Source organism: Microbulbifer yueqingensis, assembly GCF_900100355.1.
GTDB lineage: Bacteria > Pseudomonadota > Gammaproteobacteria > Pseudomonadales > Cellvibrionaceae > Microbulbifer > Microbulbifer yueqingensis.
Genome location: NZ_FNFH01000003.1, coordinates 566,183 through 585,580, shown reverse-complemented (window position 1 = coordinate 585,580; position 19,398 = coordinate 566,183). Strand labels below are relative to the sequence as shown.

The window sequence follows — 19,398 nt, the reverse complement described above, 5'->3', positions numbered from 1 at the left end:
CCGCAGGGTGCCCCTGAAGCCGCTTAAAAAATAATCTGACCGCCAGCAAAAGCTGTCGCTTAATTGTCCAACTGCCCTGAAACCCGCATGCTTCCTTGACCCGCTATCGGGCAGTTGGTATAACACGTGGCTTATTGATCGGCGCCCAATTCGCCGATGACAAGGCTCGAACGCGGAGGAGCCCTGCGAGGGGGCTCCCAGTACATACCTAGAAAAGAACAGAGGGATTAAGCGTGAATAAGTCCGAACTGATTGAAGCAATTGCCGCATCTGCAGACATTCCGAAGGCAGCGGCCGGCCGTGCTCTGGACGCCATGGTAGACAGCATTACCGATGCACTGAAAAAGGGTGATCAGGTAGCTCTGGTAGGATTTGGTACTTTCGCCGTTAAAGAACGCGCTGCGCGCACTGGCCGCAACCCGCGCACCGGCGACCCGATCGAAATCGCCGCTGCCAAGATCCCGAATTTCAAGGCCGGTAAAGCCCTGAAAGACGCAGTAAACTAAGAGGCACGGACCCGCGAGGTTCGAAGCTTCAGAAGAGGCGTATCGCTGGGATGCGCCTTTTTTGTTTCTGGCCCATATAAATTTATCTAGAGTTATTTTTCGGAGCTGAGCATGCTTCAGTCCATGCGCGATAACCTGAAAGGCACAGCCGCAATCATCGTGGCCGGCTTTTTCGGTTTCATTATGGTCATTGGGGGAATCGACTTTTTCGCCGGCAGCAGTGGCGGCGCTACCGATAAGGTGGCCGAAGTCAACGGTGAAAAAATTACCAACCTCGACCTGCAGCGCGCGATCCAGAATCGCCGCAATATGATTTTGAGCCAGTACGGTGACAACGCACCGGCTGACCTCCTGACTGACGAGCGCCTGCGCGGCCCGGTTTTGCAACAGCTGGTGACCAGTTCCGTACTGCGCCAGGCAGCGCAGGATAGCGGTATGGTCATGAGCACTGCCGCCATCGACAGGGAAACCGTACAGGTGCCCGCCTTCCAGGTAAATGGCACTTTCGACCCGCAAATGTTTCGGGATGCCCTCCGCCGCATGGGCTATAGCCCGGCCAGTTTCCGCCAGGTGATGGAGCGTGACCTGGTATTGCAGCAATATGCTGACAGCGTATCCGGCACTGCGATAGCCACCCGTGCCGATGCCGAGGAAGTGGTCGAGATCTCGATGGAGGAGCGGGATTTCGATTACGTAGTCTTGCCTGTGACAGATATGCTCGGCGAAGTCAGTGTGTCCGAGCAGGAAGTTCAGGATTACTACGCCGAAAACGAGGCCTCTTTCAAGCGTCCGGAACAGGTGGCCATTGAATATATCGAGCTGAAGCCCGAGGTGTTCGCCGAGAATATCGATGTGTCTCCGCAGGATGTTCGCGCACAGTACGAACAGGAAGCGGCGAATTACCAGGCCAGCGAACGCCGCCGGGCTGCGCACATCCTTCTGGAGGATGCTGACGAGGCAAAAATTGCCGAGATTCAGTCCAGGCTTGAAGCGGGCGAGGACTTCGCCGCTCTCGCCCGTGAGTATTCCGACGATGTGGGCTCCAGTGAGGAGGGCGGTGATCTTGGATTCACCGACGGGGATGTATTCCCGGAGGCATTCGAGGAGGCCCTTGCCCAGCTGGATGTCGGGGGCGTCTCCGGTCCGGTCGAGACGGATGCCGGCACGCACTTCATCAAGCTGCTTGAGGTTGAGGGCGTCGAACCCCCATCCTTTGAGGAGCGGGAAGCCGCCATTACCGCACAGTTGCGCAACGCTGAAGCCGAGCGCGAGTTTGTCGCTGCCCTCGGGCGTCTCGCAGACCTGGCTTATAACGCCGAGACACTGGCCGGCCCGGCAGAGGAACTGGGCGTTTCCCTGCAGCAGCTGCCGCTGTTCGGTCGCCAGGGCGGACCCGGCATTGCGGCCAATGACAAGGTAGTCGCCGCTGCGTTTGCACCGGAGGTGATGCTGGACGGTAACACTTCTGACGTGCTGAACCTGACAGAGGATCACTCCGTGGTCCTGCGGGTGACTGAGCATCAGCCGGCTGGCACCTATCCGCTCGAGGAAGTGCGCGAGCGCATCGTCGAACAGCTCAAGCGTGAGAAGGCGAGCATGCAGCTGGCTGAGAGGGCAGAGGCGTTTGCCGAGCAGGTGCGTTCGGGTGCCGAATTCGCCGAGGTTGCGAAAGAACAGCAGCTGTCCCTGAAATCCAGCGACAATACCCGTCGCGGGGGTGTCGGCCAGCGCGGCCAGATTATCTCTGAAGCCTTCGCCATGGCGGCGCCATCATCTGGTTCGGCTGCAATCAAGGTGTTCGCCACTGACAGCGGGGATCAGGTAATCCTCCAGTTGCGCGACGTCCGCGAGGGTGATTTCAAGCGCCAGACTCCGGAGCAGCGGCAGGCTCTCCGCCAGCAACTGGCCTCCCTGAGCGGTAGCGCCGAGCTCGCCGCGGTGCAGAGGTACCTGGCTGACAGGGCAGATATCGAGGTAGTGGAAGCGCAGTAAGAGCTTCCGGCAAGAAAAAGCCCGGCCCCGGCCGGGCTTTTTTATACCTGCGATAAGCTGCCATGGCCCGCGCCTGCTTGCCGGAAACTGGGGCGGGCGTGCGTATGGCTGGAGTACTGCTCGGTGAGATATAAAAAAACCCGGCCTGGGCCGGGTTTTTTCTTTCTCGGGCAGGGCTGCCATCAACCGCTTGCGGCCCTGTCGACAAACAGGGTCAGGCGCTGGCCTGGTTGCAGGTAGCTGGAACGGCTGAGCTTGTTCCAGCGCAGGATATCGTCGATCTCGAGGCTGAATTTCCGGGCGATGCGGTAGAGGGAGTCGCCGCTGCGCACACGGTATGAAAGCTTGCGTGTGGCGCTGCTGTCGCCGCCGCTGCTGTAGGCTACCAGGGTACGCCCGGGTTGCAGGGTCTCCCCCGTAGTCATATTGTTCCAGCTTGCCAGTTGACTGACGCTGACCCCGAGGGAGCGCGCGATTTTCCAGAGAGAGTCGCCGTCGCGCACACGATAGGAAACCTTGCGGGTGTCGCTGCTGTTGCCGCCGCTGCTGTAGGCTACCAGGGTGCGCCCGGGACGCAGGGTCTCGCCCGTAGCCATACTATTCCAGCTTGCCAGTTGGCGGACGCTGACCCCGAGGGTGCGCGCTATTTCCCACAGGGTGTCTCCCGGCCGGACGGTATAGCTGGTCTTGCGTCCGCTGGAACCGGAGCCGCTGCGGCCCACTCGCTGGTCAAGCGCATAGGCGTACTGGCCGTTGGCCCCTGATGCACGCGGGATCAGCAGGGTCTTGCCGGCACGGATATTGTTGCCGTGAAGCTTGTTTGCCTGCCGGATGGCGTCGACCGAGGTCTCGTAGCGTCGGGCAATGGTGGAAAGGCTATCGCCGCGCGCGATCTTGTAACGCTCCCAGCTGACGCGTTGCTCCTCGGGTATCGCAGCCAGTGCGGTTACGAAGGTGTCGCGCTTGTCGATCGGGATCAGCAGCTCGTGCTTGCCGTTGGGATCGGTGGCCCAGCGACTGAATCCCGGGTTCAGCAGTTGCAGTTCTTCAATTTCGATGTCAGCCAGCTCCGCCGCCTGGGCCAGGTCTATCTGGCTGCCCACGTCCACGCTGGTGTAGTAGGGCTCATTGGCCACGTCGTGCAGGGGTACCCGGTAGTAGTCCGGGCGGGAGATCACTTCTGCCAGGGCCAGCAGCTGGGGAACATAGCGTTGTGTTTCACGCGGGAGGGGCAGGTCCCAGAAACTGGTGCCCTTGCCGCGACGGGCATTGCGTTCCCGCGCGCGCCGGACGGTGCCTTCGCCGGCGTTGTACGCAGCCAGGGTCAGCTCCCAGTCACCGTCGAACTTCTTGTTCAGGTAGGTAAAGTAGCGGACTGCGGCTTTGGTTGAGGCGTCCACGTCGCGGCGGCCGTCGTACCACCAGTTCTGGTGCAGGCCGAAAGAGCGTCCGGTAGCCGGAATGAACTGCCACATGCCCGACGCACTTGCATGGGAGTAGGCAAACGGGTCGTAGGCACTCTCGACGATCGGGAGCAGAGCCAGTTCCATCGGCAGGTTGGCTCTTTCCAGCTGCTCGGCGATATGGAATATATAACGGCGCGAGCGCTCGGTAACCCGGGCCATGTAGCCCTCGTTACGTGAATAGTAAGCGATGTAATCGCGCACTTTCGGCTGATCCACGCGACGGGGCAGGTCGAAATTGCGCCGCAGGCGGTCCCAGATATCGACGGGCGGCAGTGCTTTATCCACTTTGGGGGCCGTGACTAGGTTGGTGCTGCTCTGCTCATGGGCTCCTTCCCGATCATCCAGTGAACGCTGCTGCGACGCTTGCTGTTCCTCGAGCTGCGCGCAGGCCCCCATTGCCGTTGCCAATATGGCAACAGCCAGTTTCTTTTGAACCATGCCGGTATCCGCGAGTTTTCTGCTGTTCGATAGCCCAGGGCGGTTAAATTACTATTGAGCCTGAGCTTCTGTTTGTAATGTTCTGATTCTAAAGAGCTGATCAGGTTTCGGTCAATGGAAACTGGCTAGTTTTTGCGCAATTTGCCTTGAGTTGCGGCCAGGGGGACCAAGCGGATGCCATTCCGGAGTATCTGGTTGGTTAAAAATTGTCCTTCCACTTGCGCAGGCTGGCGAAGACAGCCACCTCTCCAGGATTGTTCTCGGCGCCATGGTTGCTGGCGCAGCGGGACAAAGCCGGTATGTGGCAGCGCAGGAAGGGATTGGTGGCTAGTTCCTCGCCGATGGTGGAAGGCAGGGTGACCTGGTCGCGGGCGCGCAGGGACTCGGTTTCCGAAATCCGGTTTTGCAACACGCTGTTACCGGGCTCCGCCGCGGCGGCAAAGCGCAGGTTCGCCAGGGTGTATTCGTGCGCGCAGTAGACCAGCGTCTCGGGGGGCAGGGCGCCCAGCTTCGACAGTGAGGCGTACATCTGCTCGGGCGTGCCCTCAAAGAGGCGGCCACAGCCACCGGCGAACAGGGTGTCGCCGCAAAACAGGTGGTACTGTTGCCCATCTGAAGTATTTTCCTCCAGCAGTAGTGCCAGGTGGTCCAGGGTGTGCCCGGGCACCGCCATCACACGGACCGGATACCCGAGAAGCTCGATTTTGTCGCCGTCTGCCAGGGGCTCGGTCACGCCGTCGATCGAGCCGGGACCGTACACCGGGCAGTCGTAATGTTCGCGTAATTCAGCAATACCCCCTGTGTGGTCCAGGTGGTGATGGGTAATGAGGATGCCCGCCAGCTGTTCCCCGGCCAGCGCGTCAATAACCGGCTGCGCTTCGCCGGGATCGACCACCCAGTGCTCTCCGTCTCGCTCCAGGTGCCAGATGTAATTGTCATTAAACGCGGGAATAGGTGATATTGTGAGCATGGTTATGACCGGTTAATCTAGCTTGCGTAACGATAACATAGTGTAGTGAGAGTACCTCCAGGGCAGCGCCCGAGCACAGGGTCGTCGGCCGCGGGCATAAATCGGGGTGGCGGTTCCACATCTTGGCTTCCCTGTGTAATCCCGTTTCGCCATGCGGAGGGCAAAACCGTCGGAGAGCCAATGGCTAGAGTGTCGCTTCGTACACAGGGTGCAGAAGTCCCGCCCCTGACCCAGGCCTGTACCGATGTGGCCAACTGGTTCGAGAGCGGGCTGGGCCAGGAGATCCTGAGCCAGCAGCTGGCGCTGGCGCAGCCCCTGGTTGAAAGCCTGTTCGGCTACCACCTGATGCAGGCCGGGGTGACGGATGCAATAGATTTTGCCGCCTGCAGCCGGATCAACCACTGCTTCCGCCTGAGCCCGTCTTCCCGCCAGGCAGGGGCAGCGGTGGTGGAATTCGAGCAGCTGCCGTTGCCCTCGGAGTCCATCGATGTGGTGCTGTTGCATCACCTGCTGGATTTCTCCGAGCACCCACACCAGGTCCTGCGCGAAGCCGCGCGTGTGCTGATCCCCGGGGGACACCTGGTGCTGGTGGGATTCAACCCCTTCTCATTGTTGGGAGCCTCCCGGCTATTGTTTTCCCGGGCGGCCGTGCAGCACGGCAATCACCTCCGTGCGGCCCGGCTGGAGGACTGGATGAACCTGCTCGACCTGCAGGCCAACACGCTGGAACGGGGATTTTTTCGCTTGCCGCTGCAGCATCGGGAACTGCTTGCGCGCACCAGCTGGATGGAGCGACTCGGCGCGCGCTGGCGCTTGCCATGGGGTGGCTTTTACATCATAGTCGCGCGCAAAGAAGTGGCGCGCATGCGCACCCTCCGCATCCAGTGGCGCGGCGAGCGCCAGCCAGCCTTGCGCCCGGTCCCCACAAGCCCGCGGGTGGCTGCGCGTCGCGGGCATCGAAAACGCTAACTACGAAAAACAAGCAGTCAAATTGAAACAAGTCACCATATATACCGACGGCGCCTGCCGGGGCAATCCCGGTCCGGGCGGCTGGGGCGCGTTGCTGATCCACGGCGATGCGGAGAAAGAGCTCTACGGTGGGGAGCCCCATACGACAAATAACCGTATGGAGCTGCTTGCCGCGATCAAGGCGCTTGCGGCACTCAAGCAACGCTGCCGCGTGGATCTGCACACCGATTCCCAATACCTGCGCCAGGGCATCACCAGCTGGATCAACAACTGGAAGAAGAATGGCTGGAAAACCTCGGCCAAGAAACCGGTAAAGAATGCAGATCTCTGGCGCGAGCTGGACGAAGGGATCGCTGATCATGACGTGCACTGGCACTGGGTCAAGGGGCACGCCGGCCACCCCGGCAATGAGCGCGCCGACCAGTTGGCCAACCGCGGTATAGATGAACTGGAGAGCTGAAATGCGTCAGGTAGTCCTGGATACGGAAACCACCGGCCTCGACCCCAAGAGTGGCCACCGCATCATCGAGATCGGCTGCGTGGAGCTGGTCAACCGCAAGCCCACCGGGCGGCACTATCACCAGTACATCAACCCCGAGCGGGAGGTGGATGACGGCGCCATCGAGGTGCACGGAATCACCAACGAATTCCTGCAGGATAAGCCGGTATTTGCCCGGATCGCCGATGAGTTCATGGCCTTCTGCGAGGGCGCCGAGCTGGTCATCCACAATGCTGCGTTCGATGTCGGCTTTATCGACTGGGAGCTGAAGCGGCTGGCCAGTCCCCGCTGGCAGACCGTCGCCGCCCATTGCAGCGTGCTGGACACGCTGGCCCTCGCCAGGGAAAAACACCCGGGACAGAAGAACAACCTGGATGCGCTGTGCAAGCGCTATTTCGTCGACAACTCCCAGCGGGACCTGCATGGCGCACTTCTCGATGCGGAGATCCTGGCCGACGTCTACCTTGCCATGACCGGGGGGCAGACCGACCTCGCCCTGGCGCAGGGCGGGGAGCGCAGCAGCGATGGTGACGAAGGGGAAAACAGTCAACAGCTGGCCCCCGGCGCCATTCGCCGCCTGCCGGCAGACCGTCGCCCGCTGCCGGTGCCGACGGCCTCGGCCGAGGAAATCCAGGCACACAACGAGATGCTGGCGGCCCTGGAAAAAAGTGCCGGCAGGCATTTCTGGAAGTGATCCGTAGCAGGGGCTAGCGTAACGGCTCGGGATGGACTCCATGCGGCTCACCCGTGAATGGCCCGGCGCGCGTTCAGCCGCCCACAATAAATACCACGCAGGCCAGCGCGACCGCGCTCAGTACTATTGTGTACGGAAGGGCCATTACAACCATGCGCCCGTAAGACAGCCGGATCAATGGTGCCAGGGCAGAGGTGAGCAGGAACAGGAATGCCGCCTGTCCATTCGGGGTGGCGACACTTGGCAAGTTGGTGCCGGTATTGATCGCTATGGCCAGCTTCTCGAAATGCTCACGCGAAATTTCGCCCGCCTCCAGGGCACTCTTGACCTCCTCGATGTATACCGTGGCGACGAACACGTTATCACTGATCATCGACAGCACTCCGTTGGCGATAAAGAGCATGCCCGGTTGCCGCTCGGGTGCCATGCCCAGCACCCAGTGCGTAACGGGTTCAAACAGGTGTTGTTCGTGGATCACCGCAACGATGGCGAAGAACACCACCAGCAGGGAGGTGAATGGCAGGGCTTCCTCGAATGCGTGGCCGATCCTGGGTTCCTGCACTACCCCATTGAACGCTGTCAGCAGGATGATAACCATTAGCCCGACGAGACCCACCTCCGCGACGTGCAGTGCGAGCGCGAATACCAGCAGCACTGCCACCACTCCCTGCACCCATAGTTCGGCGACATCGCGTCCGGAACGTTTGCCCTGTTCCTCATGAGCGTAAATGTCCAGGATTTCCCTGACCGCTGCCGGCAGCCTGGCGCCATAACCGCAGACTTTCATTTTTTCCACCAGGAAACAGGTTGCCAGCCCGGCGAACAGGGCGGGTAAGGTGACCGGGGCCATGCGCCGGAAAAAATCCAGGAATTCCCAGCCCGCCTTTTCCGCTATCAGCAGGTTCTGGGGTTCACCAACCAGCGTGCAAACGCCACCCAGGGCGGTGCCCACCGCCCCGTGCATGACGAGGCTGCGCAGGAATGCGCGGAACTGGTCGAGATCCTCACGGTGGTACTCGACCACATGCTCGTCTGAGGAGTGGTCATGGCTGTCGTGGTGGTGGGGCTGGTTGCTCGCCACACGGTGGTAAACCGCATAGAAGCCCACGGCAACAGCTATCAGAACCGCGGTGACGGTCAGCGCATCCAGGAAGGCTGACAGCAGCGCTGAGACTGCACAGAAGAGCAAGGAAAGCAGCGTTTTGGAACGAACCGAAAGAACCAGGCGGGTGAACAGGAATAGCAGCAGGCCCTTCATAAAATAAATGCCGGCCACCATGAACATCAGCAGCAGGATGACCTCGATATTTGTGCTGACTTCGTTATAGACCGCGTCCGCCGATGTCAGTCCCAGGAGAGTGGCCTCGATGGCTAGTAGTCCGCCCGCTTGCAGTGGGTAACACTTCAATGCCATGGCGAGGGTGAAAATGAACTCGGCGAGCAATATCCAGCCGGTAATAAAAGGCCCGACGGTAAAGAGCAATACGGGATTCAGCAGGAGCGAGAGGGCGATGGTGAATTTATACCAGTCCGGCGCTTCGCCAAGAAAGTTTGCGGCGAACGCCCATCCCAGGTCTCCCTCGGAGGGAGGGGGCGCTTTCTTGTGGACACTCATCGGTGAACATCCTTGGTGTGGCGCAAGAGTTTCCGTGTGAAGAGGGCCGGGGGAGCGCGTGCGGCGCGCGCCGGAGTCCGGCCCGGCGGCTCTTTACGGTCATTTCGGGCCGAGTCCTGAAACGGCGCGGTCGCGGGGAATCCCAGCGACTGTTACCTGTGAGTCCCTGTAGTAGCGGAAATGTCGATTGTTCGATGGAAATTGACATCCCGATAGTGGAATCTCGACGAGTTTAGTATAAATTGGCCAGCCGCCCGGGCCGGGAAGCCCGTAGGTGGTCAAAATATGATCTGGTTGATGAAATAAAAGGCGTCGTGTAGCAGTGACAGAATCGCGCGAGATCAACATAACCTCAGTAAACCTGGTCAAGGACGAACTGGTGGCCGCCGTCGACAGTGCGGCGGCACTGCTGGACCAGTTCGCTGCGGAAGAGGGCAACAGGGAATCCCTCGGCTCCTGCATCGCCGGGCTGCGCCAGGTCTGCGGTGTCCTGCAGATGGTGCAGCTCAAGAGTGGTGAGCTGCTTGCACAGGAGATGCTGAGAGCCCTCACTGACATGGAGACTGGCAAGACGCAGCCCTCAGGCGAGGTAATGGAGGCGCTCAGCACTTCTTTTTATGTGATTACCCGCTATCTGGAATTCGTGCAGAACCGCGGCGTTGCCAGACCGGAACTGCTGATTCCCTACATCAATCACCTCCGGGCAACGCTCTCCGAACCCCCTGTGCCGGAGAGTCATTTCTTCAGCTGCCGCCTCGATGCCAGCGTGCCCGGCGCGGTTTCCTCAGCGGTCATGTCGGAGGACTTGCGCAGTTTCGTGCGTCGTTTCCGCCACATGTACCAGGTAGGCCTGCTGGCCCTGCTGCAGGGCAAGCCCAGCCAGCCGGCGTATACGATGATGGCCCGGGCCCTGCAGCGGGTGGCCAGTGTGACTGCGGGCCGCCCAATCGGGAAGCTCTGGGCTGTGGCAGGCTCTGCACTTGCGGGTATGGCGGCCAGCAATATGCACATCAGCCGCTCACGGGTGATGGTTTTCAGCATGTTTGATCGCCGCCTGCGCGCACTGCAGCGTGAGGGAGACAAGGCCCTCGACCAATCCCCACCGGCGGTGCTGATGAAAGAGAGCCTCTACTGGCTCGCGTTGTCGAGACCGCGTGGCCAGGGTGCCCGCATCCTGGAAACCTTCAATGTGGCGCCGCTTGGCTATGGCGAGACAGAGCTGGAGCGGGAGCGTGCAAGCCTGGGCGGCCCCGGGGCCACTGCCATCACCGCGGTGGCCGTGGCCCTGGACGAGGAGCTCTCCGGTGTACGGCGCATGCTCGATGATGTGGAGACCCTCGGCGTGAGCGGCCTGTGTGAGGACGAGGGGCTGATGGCGAACCTGGGCAAGATTGCCAGTATTCTCCTGCTGCTCAACTTCCATAAAGTGGGCACCGAGCTGGGCAAGGCGGTTGACGCCCTGCGTTCCGAAGCCCAACTCGGTGGTACTGCGACTGAGACTGCGCTGCAAAACCTGACCCAGCAGGTCCTGCAGGTGGACAATACCATCAGGGCGCTGCGCCAGAGTTCCAGTATTGACGTGGATGAGTTCGGCCACGCGGATTCCGCGGTGGAAATGAGCCAGCTGGCTGAGGCGGAGGTGACGGTGCTGAAGGAGGCCGAGGCCGGCCTGTCGCTGATCAAGCGTGCCCTGGCTTCCTATGCCGAATCGGGCTACGACTACGGCCATATCCGCAATGTCTCCACCACCCTGAATTCCGTCCGGGGTGGACTGGTCGTACTGAACCTTACCCGTGCGGCGGGCGTGGTGGAGCGCCTGGTGGACTTTGTCGAGACAGTGATGCAGCAACGCGAGGCGGTGCCCGAGATCGAGCAGGCGCTCGATACCTTCGCAGATGCGATCATCAGCCTCGAATACTATCTGGGTGAGGTCCGGATGCATCGCAAGGCCAATCCCGATTCCCTCAAACTCGCGCTGGAAAGCCTCGCTGTGCTTGGCTACCCGGTGGAGGCAGCCTGACCGGGCTCGCACCGTGATGGATCGCTTCCTGCCCGCGACTCGCGTGCGGCCCCACCCACAATTGTCCCGGCATATTGTGGTGGCACGGGGCGAACTCCTGTGTATCGGCAACCACTTCGTCCACACGTGCCTGGATTTTCTCACGGAGCAGCCGATCGCCACACACAACCTGGGTGAGCTGTCCGGGCAGCCGTGCGGGGTTCACCTGTTGGCAGAGGCTGGCGATTTCCCCGGTCGCGCGTGGCGAGGCCTGCGCTCGTTACTCGGTGCCGTGAATGACGAGATGTTCGCGCTCGCCGGACGGGCCCTGCAGGTGGTGAGCTGGGATTGCGACCACCGCTTCTGTGGCCGCTGTGGCCGGGCCACGGAATATTCACCTGCCGGGGAGCGCGCCCGGATATGCCCCTCGTGCGAGCTGGTGGTATATCCGCGGATCTCGCCCTGTGTCATCATGCTGGTTACCCGCGGAGAGGAATGCCTGCTGGCCAGGCACACACACCATCGCCATGGTCTCTTTACCGCGCTGGCGGGATTTATCGAGCCCGGGGAGAGTGCCGAGCAGGCAGTCGCGCGTGAAGTCCGTGAGGAAGTCGGCGTGAGCGTGGGGCAGCCACACTACGTCGGCAGCCAGCCGTGGCCATTCCCGGGTCAGCTGATGCTCGGTTACCGGGTTCCCTGGAAGGGTGGCGACCTGTCGCTGGATCCCGGGGAAATTGCAGACGCTCGCTGGTTTAACTATCGCGAGCTGCCGGGGGAGATTCCGCCCCCCCAGACCCTGTCGGGGCAATTGATCCGCGGCTTTGCAGCCGCGGCAAGTGGCAATCCTTCTGAAATGGAGCGTTGAAAACCATGTATATCGCCATCACCTTCCTGATTGCGCTGGTCGCCCTGTTGCTGGTTTTCTGGGGGGGCAAGGTGCTGCTCAAGGGGAGCTGGTTACTGGGTTTTATCCGCGGCACCATCGGGCTGGCGCTGCTTGGCGGCGCGCTGTTGATCGTACTGGTGGCGGCGGATGTATACAGCTACCGCAATCTCGCGGACGAACACACTGTGGGAACCGTTTCTTTCGAAAGGCTTGGTGAACAACAGTACCAGGTGAGCTTCGCGGATGCTGACGGTATCACCCAGGAATTCGAGTTGAGCGGCGACCAGTGGCAACTGGACGCACGCATGCTGAAGTGGAAAGGTCCCCTGGCGCGCTGGGGCATCAAGCCCGCCTATCGCCTGGACCGTTTGAGCGGCAGGTACCTGACATTGCAGGATGAACGGGGCAAACAGCGCACGGTGCACCAGCTGGAGAGCAGCAATTACGGTGTGGACGTCTGGCGCCTGCTGCGGGAGCTGGACCCACGGCTGCCGCTGGTGGATACGGTATACGGCAGCGCTACTTTCCTGCCGATGGAGGACGGTGCCGTCTATGAGGTTCGGATATCCCACACCGGCCTGCTGGCGCGGCCGCTCAACCAGCAAGCCACTTCGGCGATGGAGCAGTGGCAGTAATCAATACGGACTTTTGGAGTTGCAGTGGAATTTCTCAGTGAATACGGCCTGTTCCTGGCCAAAGTGATAACGATCGTCGTCGCCCTGTTGGTCATTATCGGGTTTATCGTGGCCAATCGCGCGCAACTCAAAGAGCACGTGCAGGGCCATATCAGTGTCACCCACCTTAACGATCGCTATGACCAGATGAAGGAAGCGCTGCTCCACGCAGTACTGGACAAGCACGCCTTTTCCCAGCGCAAGAAGCAATTGGCTCGCGAGCACAAGGCGCGCGAAAAGGAGCTCGCCAAAAAACACAAGGCGGCTCGCAAAGGCAAGGGCGCAGGGCCGGAAGGTCACGAGGGCAGGGACACGCCGGTGCCGGAGCAGGGTGAGGCCGATGCGGAGGCCGGGGAAGGTGAAGGTACGCCGCACCCCAGACTCAAGCCAAAAGGCGAGGACGCGCGTGTCTTTGTGGTGCATTTCGATGGCGACATCAAGGCCAGTGCGCTGTCCAGCCTGCGCGAGGAGATCACCGCCATCCTGCAGGTGGCGGAGAGCGGCGACGAGGTGTTGGTGGTGCTGGAGAGCCCCGGCGGTATGGTTGCCAACTATGGGCTCGCGGCCAGCCAGCTGGCGCGGGTGCGCGCAGCCGGCATCTTCCTCACCATTGCTGTGGACAAGGTGGCCGCCAGCGGCGGCTATATGATGGCCTGTGTCGCCGATCGTATTATCGCGGCGCCTTTCGCCATGGTCGGTTCTATCGGCGTACTGGCCCAGTTGCCCAACTTCAATCGGCTGCTCAAGCGCCACGATGTCGACTACGAGCTGTTCACTGCCGGCGAGTTCAAGCGCACAGTGACCATGTTTGGTGAGAACACCCCCGAGGGCCGGGAGAAATTCCAGAGTGACCTGGAAGAGATCCACGCCCTGTTCCAGCACTTTGTCGGTGAGTACCGGCCGCAGCTGGATGTGAACCGGGTGGCCACCGGCGAGGTCTGGTTCGGCCAGCGTGCCATCGACCTCGGGCTGGTGGATGCACTGAAAACCTCCGATGAATACCTCACCAGCCGGGCAGGCGAGGCGGCGCTATACCAGGTGGAGTACAAGGAGAAGACCAATATCGCCAAGAGGATAGGCCTTGCAGCCCAGAGTGGTATCGAGTCGGCGCTGATGCGCCTGCTGTCGCGGCTGGCAGCCTGGCGCCACCAGGCCCAGTAAGGCCGCGCAGTCCGGCCGGGCTGATCGGTTGCAAGTGAACTGGAGACGATATGATGCAGGATGCGGTTTTCCGGGCCATCCGGGTAGAGGAGGTCGCCCCGGGAAAGTTTGACCAGCAGGTAGTAGAGCGCAACGCCAGCGAGCTGCCCGACCACCCGCTGCGGCTGGCCGTTTCCTATTCCTCACTCAACTTCAAGGATGCCCTTTCGGCCTTCGGCAACCGCGGCGTAACGACGCATTACCCCCACACACCCGGTATCGATGCCGTAGGTCGTGTGCTTGAGGACCGCAGCGGGACTTTCCGCGAGGGCCAGGAGCTGCTGGTCACCGGCTACGGCCTGGGTATGAACACGCCCGGGGGGCTGGCCGAACAGGTCGCGATCCCGGCGGAGTGGGCCCTGCCGCTGCCTGACGGACTCAGTGCACGGGAATCGATGGTACTCGGCACGGCGGGACTGACCGCGGGGCTGTGTGTGGAGAAGCTGCTCGAGGCCGGTGCCCGGCCGGAGCAGGGAGAGGTGCTGGTCACGGGCGCCACCGGCGGAGTTGGTTCCATCGCCGTTGCCCTGCTGGCGCACCTGGGATTCAGGGTCGCGGCGGTTACCGGGAAACTCGAATCGGCCGACTTCCTTACGAGGCTCGGGGCCTGGAAAGTACTCGACCGGGAGACGCTGGTTCCGTTTGCCAACAAGGCGATCGCCAAGCCCCTCTGGGCATGGGCGGTGGATACTGTCGGCGGCGACACCCTGTTCAATGTGATCAAGTCGCTGGCATATGGCGGTGGCGTGGCAGCCTGTGGCATGGCCGCGGGTGCCCAGTTCCAGGCCAATGTCTTTCCGTTCATCCTGAGGGGAATCAGCCTGCTGGGGGTGGACAGTGTCGAGTTGCCGCTGGCAAAGAAGGCGGCCGTCTGGGAGAAGCTTGCCGGGGAATGGTACATCGGCGACAAGCTTGCCCGGATTGCCGAGGACATCTCCCTCGAGCAGGCGCCGGAATTCCTCGCCCGGTTGCACCGCGGCCACGGCATCGGACGCTACGTGGTGGATATGGCGTTATAGCCGTATCCTTGCAGGGAGGCCGGCTATTTTCGTGACCCGGATCCGGAATCGGTTATCGAAACGTGCGGGCGCGACTGCTATCCTCATTAGCCGACAGCCCAAAACCGGGGCTGCCCCGAACACCGGCATTTCGGCGGCTTTTTTTCCTGAACCCTGGATCCTGAACAGAGCCGATTGGTAGAACAGCGTTGTCGTCACAGAAAGAAATTCCCAGACTCACCCATCAGGCCAGCGCATTGGTACTGTCCGGTGGTGGCGCACGGGCCGCCTACCAGGCCGGGGTCCTGAAAGCGCTCGCTGAGCTTGTACCGGACGAGACGCCACACCCGTTCCAGATCATTTGCGGCACTTCCGCGGGCGCGGTCAATGCCCTGTTGCTGGCTTCCCATCCCGGCACGTTTCGCGAATCGGTGGAGCGCTTGTGCAAGCTCTGGCTGGGACTTTCGGTTGACGATATCTACGGCAGCGGCTGGGGCAGCCTGCTTGGCAACATGCTTTCCATTACTCTTTCGCTGTTCAACCAGGGGGTTGGCCGCCAGAAGCCCCTGGCCCTGCTCGATAATTCCCCCCTGCGCCGGCTCATCGAAGAGGTGATCGAGTTCGACAATATCCAGCGGAAGATCGACGAGGGCCAGTTGCGGGCGGTCTGCGTCAATGCGATGTCCTACAGCGCCGGCGAGTCGGTGAGCTTCTTCCAGGGAGCAGACGACCTGCGCGAATGGCGACGCTTCCGTCGCTACGGCATACGCAGTCGCCTGACCCCCGATCACCTGATGGCCTCGGCAGCCATCCCGACCCTGTTTTCCACGGTCAAGATCGGCAACGAATACTACGGTGACGGGGCGGTGCGACAGATGGCCCCGATCAGCCCGGCGCTGCACCTGGGCGCCAACCGCGTGTTTGTAGTTGGTGTCTCGGACAACCGCTCACCCGTCCACTGGGGCAAGCGCAAGATCAAGGCGCCGCGCCATTCCCCATCCATTGCGCAGATCGCGGGGCAGCTGTTCAACGCTGCGTTCATCGACAGCCTGGAAGGGGACCTGGAACACCTGGACCGGGTCAACCAGCTGCTGGCTTCCGTCTCGGAAAAGGAGCTCGAGGAGCTCTCCCCCCTGCGGCCGGTGGACTCGGCTGTCATCGAACCGTCACAGAGCCTCGACCGCCTCGCCGGTCGCAAGGTCCGCTACCTCCCACGCTCGCTGCGCTGGCTGTTCCGCGCCACGGGTGCCACCACTTCTGGAGGCGGGGCTTCCGCCGCCAGTTATCTCCTGTTCGAGAAACCTTTTATCGGCGAGCTGGTCGAGCTTGGGTACCAGGACGCTATGTGGGAGCAAGAAAAGTTGCGCCAGTTCCTTAAACCGCAGGTGGAATTCGCCGAGACTGAGCGCAGGGGATTGTTCGGACTGAAAGCTAAACCGACAACGGAACCAGCAAATGGCAATACGCAAATATAAGAACGCACGTCTTCTGGGGCTCCTGGTACTGCTGGGGCTTATCGCGTCCTGTAGCGCGCCCACAGGCGGCGACGGCGCTGCTGCCCCGCCCCCGGGGCCGGTGGTGACACCGGCGGCTCCCCTGACCGAATACGAGCGCCTGCTGGCGGAGGCGCAGAACCTCTCCTTCACCCTTGATTTCAACCAGCTGCGCCGGGCCTACGTGCAATCGGCAGCGTACAACCCCTACGGCGGTGCCCGTATCGAGGGTTTGCCGGAAGCCTACAACGCGGTGGAGAAAGGTGAGTTTGGCGACTGCCTGCAGCATGTCGACCGGGTTCTGGAGGACAACTATATGAGCCTCGAGGCGCATATGATCGGCGTGCTGTGCAGCGGTCGCAGTGCCGATTTCGCCCGTGAGGACCGCCACCGCTACATGGTCGAGGGGCTGATGGAGGCTATCGAGAGTAGCGGCGACGGGCGCAGCCAGGAGAGTGCCTACCACACCATCACCACCTCCGAGTTGCATGGCTTCGTGCGGCTGAAGGGGCTGCAGGTACTCGACCAGTCGACCGTTTACGATCGCGAGGGCGTGTACGACAAGATGCAGGTGCGCGACCCCGAGTCGGGGGATGAGTACGCACTGTATTTCAATGTCAGCCGCCAGTTCGCCCACGCCGCCGCCAGCACCAGTTCCAGTACCAACTGACCGACGGCCCGGCCTTGGCTGGCCGGGCGCCTCCCGGCCGCGGTCGCGGAGACCTCTCGCTCTTCCCTAGACGAGGAAAGAGGCCAGCCGCTCCCAGTCGAAGCGGCGCGACTGGCGGTCGCTGAACAGGATTTCCACCCGGTCACCATCCCAGCCTATCACCCGGCCGTGGCCCAGCTTGCGGTGCCGGATACCCTCGCCGGTTTGTGGCCGGCGGGCCTCAGCCGGCGGCGCCTCTATATCCGGGTTGTAGTCCACGGCCTCCATATAGCGCAGGGCCAGGCGCGAGACCGGCACCGGGCTGTGCAGTGTCCGGGGGCGCTCACGCAGGCTCTCCGCCACCAGGCGGCTGAGGGGCAGTTGCATCTCATCCATAAACAGCGATGGCTGCTGGTCGTCGCTGGCCGCTGCGGTGCCGGAACCCGCTTCGCCGGGGGCGGTCCCCGGAGCCACCAGGAAAAGCCGGCGCCGCGCCCGGGTCATCGCCACATACAGCAGGCGCCGCTCGCTCTCGACGGAGGCGGGCGTGGAGAAATCGCGCTGGGGCTGGTAGGGCATATTGTGGCGGGTCAGCGACGGAATGATGACCTGGTCCCACTCCAGTCCCTTGGCCTGGTGCATGGTGGTGATTGTGACCCCGTCCGCGGCATTCTGCTCTCCTTCCCGGTGCTGCCGTTGCAGCTCCTGCAGGTGGGCCAGCGCCGGTTCCGGGGGCTGCTTCAGCTGGTCGAGGTACTGGCAGAATGCCAGCACCGTCTGCTGGCGCTCCTCGCCCTGTTGCGGGGTAAAACTGTCCTCGGCGATGCCGGTTAGGAAATCCAGCTCACCCAGCTGGCGGCGCAGTAACTCGCCGGCCAGGCCGCGCCAGTTCTCCACTTCCGTGAGTAGCCGGGCGCGCTGGCGCAAGCGCTTGAGCTGCGGCTTGCTGAGGGCCTCCGGTGCCAGGGCCAGCAGGTGACTGCCCCAGTCGCTTTCCCGGCGCGCCAGCTCCGCACATACTGGCTCCAGTACCCGCCGGGCAATGCGGATATGCGGGGCTGTCAGCCATTCGTACAGCCCCTGCTGGCGGCGCGCGGCGGGAAGGCTGGCGAAGCGGCCGGAGGCGATGTTGAGGGTCCAGAAAAGAGGCCGCAGCTCCCGCCTGGACAGTACTGTATTGCGGGCGCCGGAGCGGTAGGGGATATTGGCCGCCAGCAGCGCCAGCTCGATCGGCGCTGCCACCGACCACAGGCGCACCAGGATGGCCACCTGGGCCAGCGGCTCGCCGCGCTTGCGGCAGCGGCGCAGGTGCTCCACCAGCCAGCGGGTTTCCTTTCCCGTGTTGACCACCTCGATATCTGTCTCCTGCTCCCCGTTGGCGGAGACACAGAAGATTTCCGCGCGCTCGCGGTTGTTGCCGATAAAGTGATTGGCCGCCAGTGACAGGGCATGGCCGTAGCGGAAAGTCCGGCTGAGGCGGTAGACGCCGGAGGGGGGGAAATCGCCATCGAAATGGCTGAGCAGGTAGGCCGGCCGGGAGCCGCGCCACTCGTAAATGGTCTGGTCGGGATCGCCGATGGCGATGACATTGCCGGACTTGCCATACAGCACCCGCAGCAGGAAATGCTGTATCTCGTTGATGTCCTGGTACTCGTCCACGAGGATATCCTCGTAGTGGCTGCCGTAACCGGCGGCGATCTCCGGGCTGAGGCTCAGCAGGATGGCGGGATCGTAGATCAGGTCGGCGTAAGTCACCGCCTGCTGCTCGCGGCGCCACTCCTCGAAGGCGCGGAACACCTTCAGGAAGTACATGTACTCGTCGCCCAGCTTCAGTTCCTGAAAGGCGCTCAGGTCACCGGTAAGGATGGTCTTGGTGTAGTCGATGAAGAACTCCGCCGCCTCGATCTCGGTCTGCTTGCGGGCGCGGATATCCTCCAGTTCCTCCGGTGGGGCGCAGGCCTCGATGGCCTTCCAGATCTGTAGCTGGATGGTCGACTGGGGCAGGGGGGAGAGGTTGGCGGGGGCGATGTGCCCGTGCGCGATCAGGCGCTGGTAGAGCCGGTAGCCAAGGCTGTGGAAGGTCTGCACCGCGGGCACCGGCCCGTCCACCAGCCGCTGCAGCCGCGCCGCAAAGTCTTCCCGCGCGCTGCGGTTGTACATCAGCACCAGCATGCGCTCCGGTGCCACGCCGCCCTGCAGGCGGTTGCGCACATAGTGGAGCAGGGCGGTGGTCTTGCCCGAGCCGGCCACGGCGATGACCTTGGCGTGGCCGCCGGGGTGATCGGCAATCGCCTGCTGTTCTTCCGTGAGGACTGTCGACATGGTAACCAGTGGTTCAAATACTGGATAT

At 62.2% G+C, this 19,398-nt stretch carries 16 protein-coding genes; 12 read left to right on the top strand and 4 right to left on the bottom strand.

All coding sequences use genetic code 11. The features are described 5' to 3' along the window. The first annotated feature begins 233 nt into the window (after positions 1 to 233). Both BLT26_RS09740 and BLT26_RS09735 read left to right on the top strand, forming a co-directional pair. Entirely contained in the window at positions 234 to 506 is a 273-nt protein-coding gene (locus tag BLT26_RS09740; RefSeq protein ID WP_010132873.1) for an HU family DNA-binding protein, read from the top strand. A gap of 111 nt (positions 507 to 617) precedes the next feature. After that, the gene (locus BLT26_RS09735) at positions 618 to 2,498 is read left to right on the top strand and encodes a SurA N-terminal domain-containing protein (protein WP_091512806.1); all 1,881 of its coding nucleotides are present in this window, start codon (positions 618 to 620) and stop codon (positions 2,496 to 2,498) included. A gap of 182 nt (positions 2,499 to 2,680) precedes the next feature. Here BLT26_RS09735 and BLT26_RS09730 read toward each other — a convergent pair whose 3' ends face one another. Together BLT26_RS09730 and gloB are read right to left on the bottom strand one after the other, a co-directional pair. Continuing rightward, entirely contained in the window at positions 2,681 to 4,402 is a 1,722-nt protein-coding gene (locus BLT26_RS09730; RefSeq protein ID WP_175453077.1) for a lytic transglycosylase, read from the bottom strand. Between the two features lie 199 nt (positions 4,403 to 4,601). Further along, positions 4,602 to 5,372 (bottom strand): hydroxyacylglutathione hydrolase, encoded by a 771-nt coding sequence (gloB, locus tag BLT26_RS09725; protein ID WP_091512802.1) that lies wholly within the window; start codon positions 5,370 to 5,372, stop codon positions 4,602 to 4,604. Between the two features lie 180 nt (positions 5,373 to 5,552). Between gloB and BLT26_RS09720 the strand changes: the two genes are divergently transcribed. Genes BLT26_RS09720 through dnaQ form a run of 3 tightly spaced genes read left to right on the top strand, consistent with a single transcriptional unit; the run spans position 5,553 to position 7,534 of the window. Continuing rightward, the gene (locus BLT26_RS09720; RefSeq protein ID WP_091512799.1) at positions 5,553 to 6,341 is read left to right on the top strand and encodes a class I SAM-dependent methyltransferase; all 789 of its coding nucleotides are present in this window, start codon (positions 5,553 to 5,555) and stop codon (positions 6,339 to 6,341) included. 22 nt (positions 6,342 to 6,363) lie between these two features. Continuing rightward, a complete protein-coding gene (gene rnhA, locus BLT26_RS09715) occupies positions 6,364 to 6,801 on the top strand; it encodes a ribonuclease HI (RefSeq protein WP_091512795.1) in 438 nt (145 codons plus the stop codon). 1 nt (position 6,802) lies between these two features. Continuing rightward, complete coding sequence (dnaQ, locus tag BLT26_RS09710) at positions 6,803 to 7,534, top strand: DNA polymerase III subunit epsilon (RefSeq protein ID WP_091512792.1); 732 nt, start codon at positions 6,803 to 6,805, stop codon at positions 7,532 to 7,534. 73 nt (positions 7,535 to 7,607) lie between these two features. Here the strand turns inward: dnaQ and nhaB are convergent, their stop codons facing one another. Continuing rightward, entirely contained in the window at positions 7,608 to 9,149 is a 1,542-nt protein-coding gene (nhaB, locus tag BLT26_RS09705) for a sodium/proton antiporter NhaB (RefSeq protein ID WP_091512788.1), read from the bottom strand. A gap of 322 nt (positions 9,150 to 9,471) precedes the next feature. Between nhaB and BLT26_RS09700 the strand changes: the two genes are divergently transcribed. The 7 genes from BLT26_RS09700 to BLT26_RS09670 all read left to right on the top strand — a co-directional run bounded on the left by BLT26_RS09700 (position 9,472) and on the right by BLT26_RS09670 (position 17,069). After that, a complete protein-coding gene (locus tag BLT26_RS09700; RefSeq protein ID WP_091512784.1) occupies positions 9,472 to 11,169 on the top strand; it encodes a FimL-related protein in 1,698 nt (565 codons plus the stop codon). Positions 11,170 to 11,185: 16 nt separating this feature from the next. Next, positions 11,186 to 12,013: an NAD(+) diphosphatase gene (gene nudC / locus BLT26_RS09695; protein WP_091512780.1), complete on the top strand. Its 828-nt coding sequence runs from the start codon at positions 11,186 to 11,188 to the stop codon at positions 12,011 to 12,013. Between the two features lie 5 nt (positions 12,014 to 12,018). Further along, complete coding sequence (locus BLT26_RS09690) at positions 12,019 to 12,669, top strand: cation/multidrug efflux pump (RefSeq protein WP_091513383.1); 651 nt, start codon at positions 12,019 to 12,021, stop codon at positions 12,667 to 12,669. Positions 12,670 to 12,693: 24 nt separating this feature from the next. Continuing rightward, positions 12,694 to 13,869, top strand: a complete 1,176-nt coding sequence (gene sohB, locus BLT26_RS09685) for a protease SohB (protein WP_091512777.1) — start codon at positions 12,694 to 12,696, stop codon at positions 13,867 to 13,869. A 50-nt stretch (positions 13,870 to 13,919) separates the two neighbouring features. Beyond that, the gene (locus BLT26_RS09680; RefSeq protein ID WP_091512773.1) at positions 13,920 to 14,927 is read left to right on the top strand and encodes a YhdH/YhfP family quinone oxidoreductase; all 1,008 of its coding nucleotides are present in this window, start codon (positions 13,920 to 13,922) and stop codon (positions 14,925 to 14,927) included. Positions 14,928 to 15,115: 188 nt separating this feature from the next. Next, complete coding sequence (locus BLT26_RS09675; protein ID WP_245720664.1) at positions 15,116 to 16,381, top strand: patatin-like phospholipase family protein; 1,266 nt, start codon at positions 15,116 to 15,118, stop codon at positions 16,379 to 16,381. Next, complete coding sequence (locus BLT26_RS09670; protein ID WP_091512770.1) at positions 16,362 to 17,069, top strand: DUF4919 domain-containing protein; 708 nt, start codon at positions 16,362 to 16,364, stop codon at positions 17,067 to 17,069. Before BLT26_RS09675 ends, BLT26_RS09670 begins: the two co-directional genes overlap by 20 nt. A 66-nt stretch (positions 17,070 to 17,135) precedes the next feature. On the opposite strand, the gene BLT26_RS09665 is transcribed toward BLT26_RS09670, so the two are convergent. Beyond that, entirely contained in the window at positions 17,136 to 19,370 is a 2,235-nt protein-coding gene (locus tag BLT26_RS09665) for an ATP-dependent helicase (protein ID WP_091512767.1), read from the bottom strand. Positions 19,371 to 19,398 lie beyond the last annotated feature (28 nt).

Coding starts and splice junctions, on each gene's coding strand:
- BLT26_RS09735 (WP_091512806.1), top strand. CDS start 618: ATGCTTCAGTCCATGCGCGATAACCTGAAAGGCACAGCCGCAATCATC.
- BLT26_RS09730 (WP_175453077.1), bottom strand. CDS start 4,402: ATGGTTCAAAAGAAACTGGCTGTTGCCATATTGGCAACGGCAATGGGG.
- gloB (WP_091512802.1), bottom strand. CDS start 5,372: ATGCTCACAATATCACCTATTCCCGCGTTTAATGACAATTACATCTGG.
- BLT26_RS09720 (WP_091512799.1), top strand. CDS start 5,553: ATGGCTAGAGTGTCGCTTCGTACACAGGGTGCAGAAGTCCCGCCCCTG.
- dnaQ (WP_091512792.1), top strand. CDS start 6,803: ATGCGTCAGGTAGTCCTGGATACGGAAACCACCGGCCTCGACCCCAAG.
- nhaB (WP_091512788.1), bottom strand. CDS start 9,149: ATGAGTGTCCACAAGAAAGCGCCCCCTCCCTCCGAGGGAGACCTGGGA.
- nudC (WP_091512780.1), top strand. CDS start 11,186: ATGGATCGCTTCCTGCCCGCGACTCGCGTGCGGCCCCACCCACAATTG.
- BLT26_RS09690 (WP_091513383.1), top strand. CDS start 12,019: ATGTATATCGCCATCACCTTCCTGATTGCGCTGGTCGCCCTGTTGCTG.
- BLT26_RS09680 (WP_091512773.1), top strand. CDS start 13,920: ATGATGCAGGATGCGGTTTTCCGGGCCATCCGGGTAGAGGAGGTCGCC.
- BLT26_RS09670 (WP_091512770.1), top strand. CDS start 16,362: ATGGCAATACGCAAATATAAGAACGCACGTCTTCTGGGGCTCCTGGTA.
- BLT26_RS09665 (WP_091512767.1), bottom strand. CDS start 19,370: ATGTCGACAGTCCTCACGGAAGAACAGCAGGCGATTGCCGATCACCCC.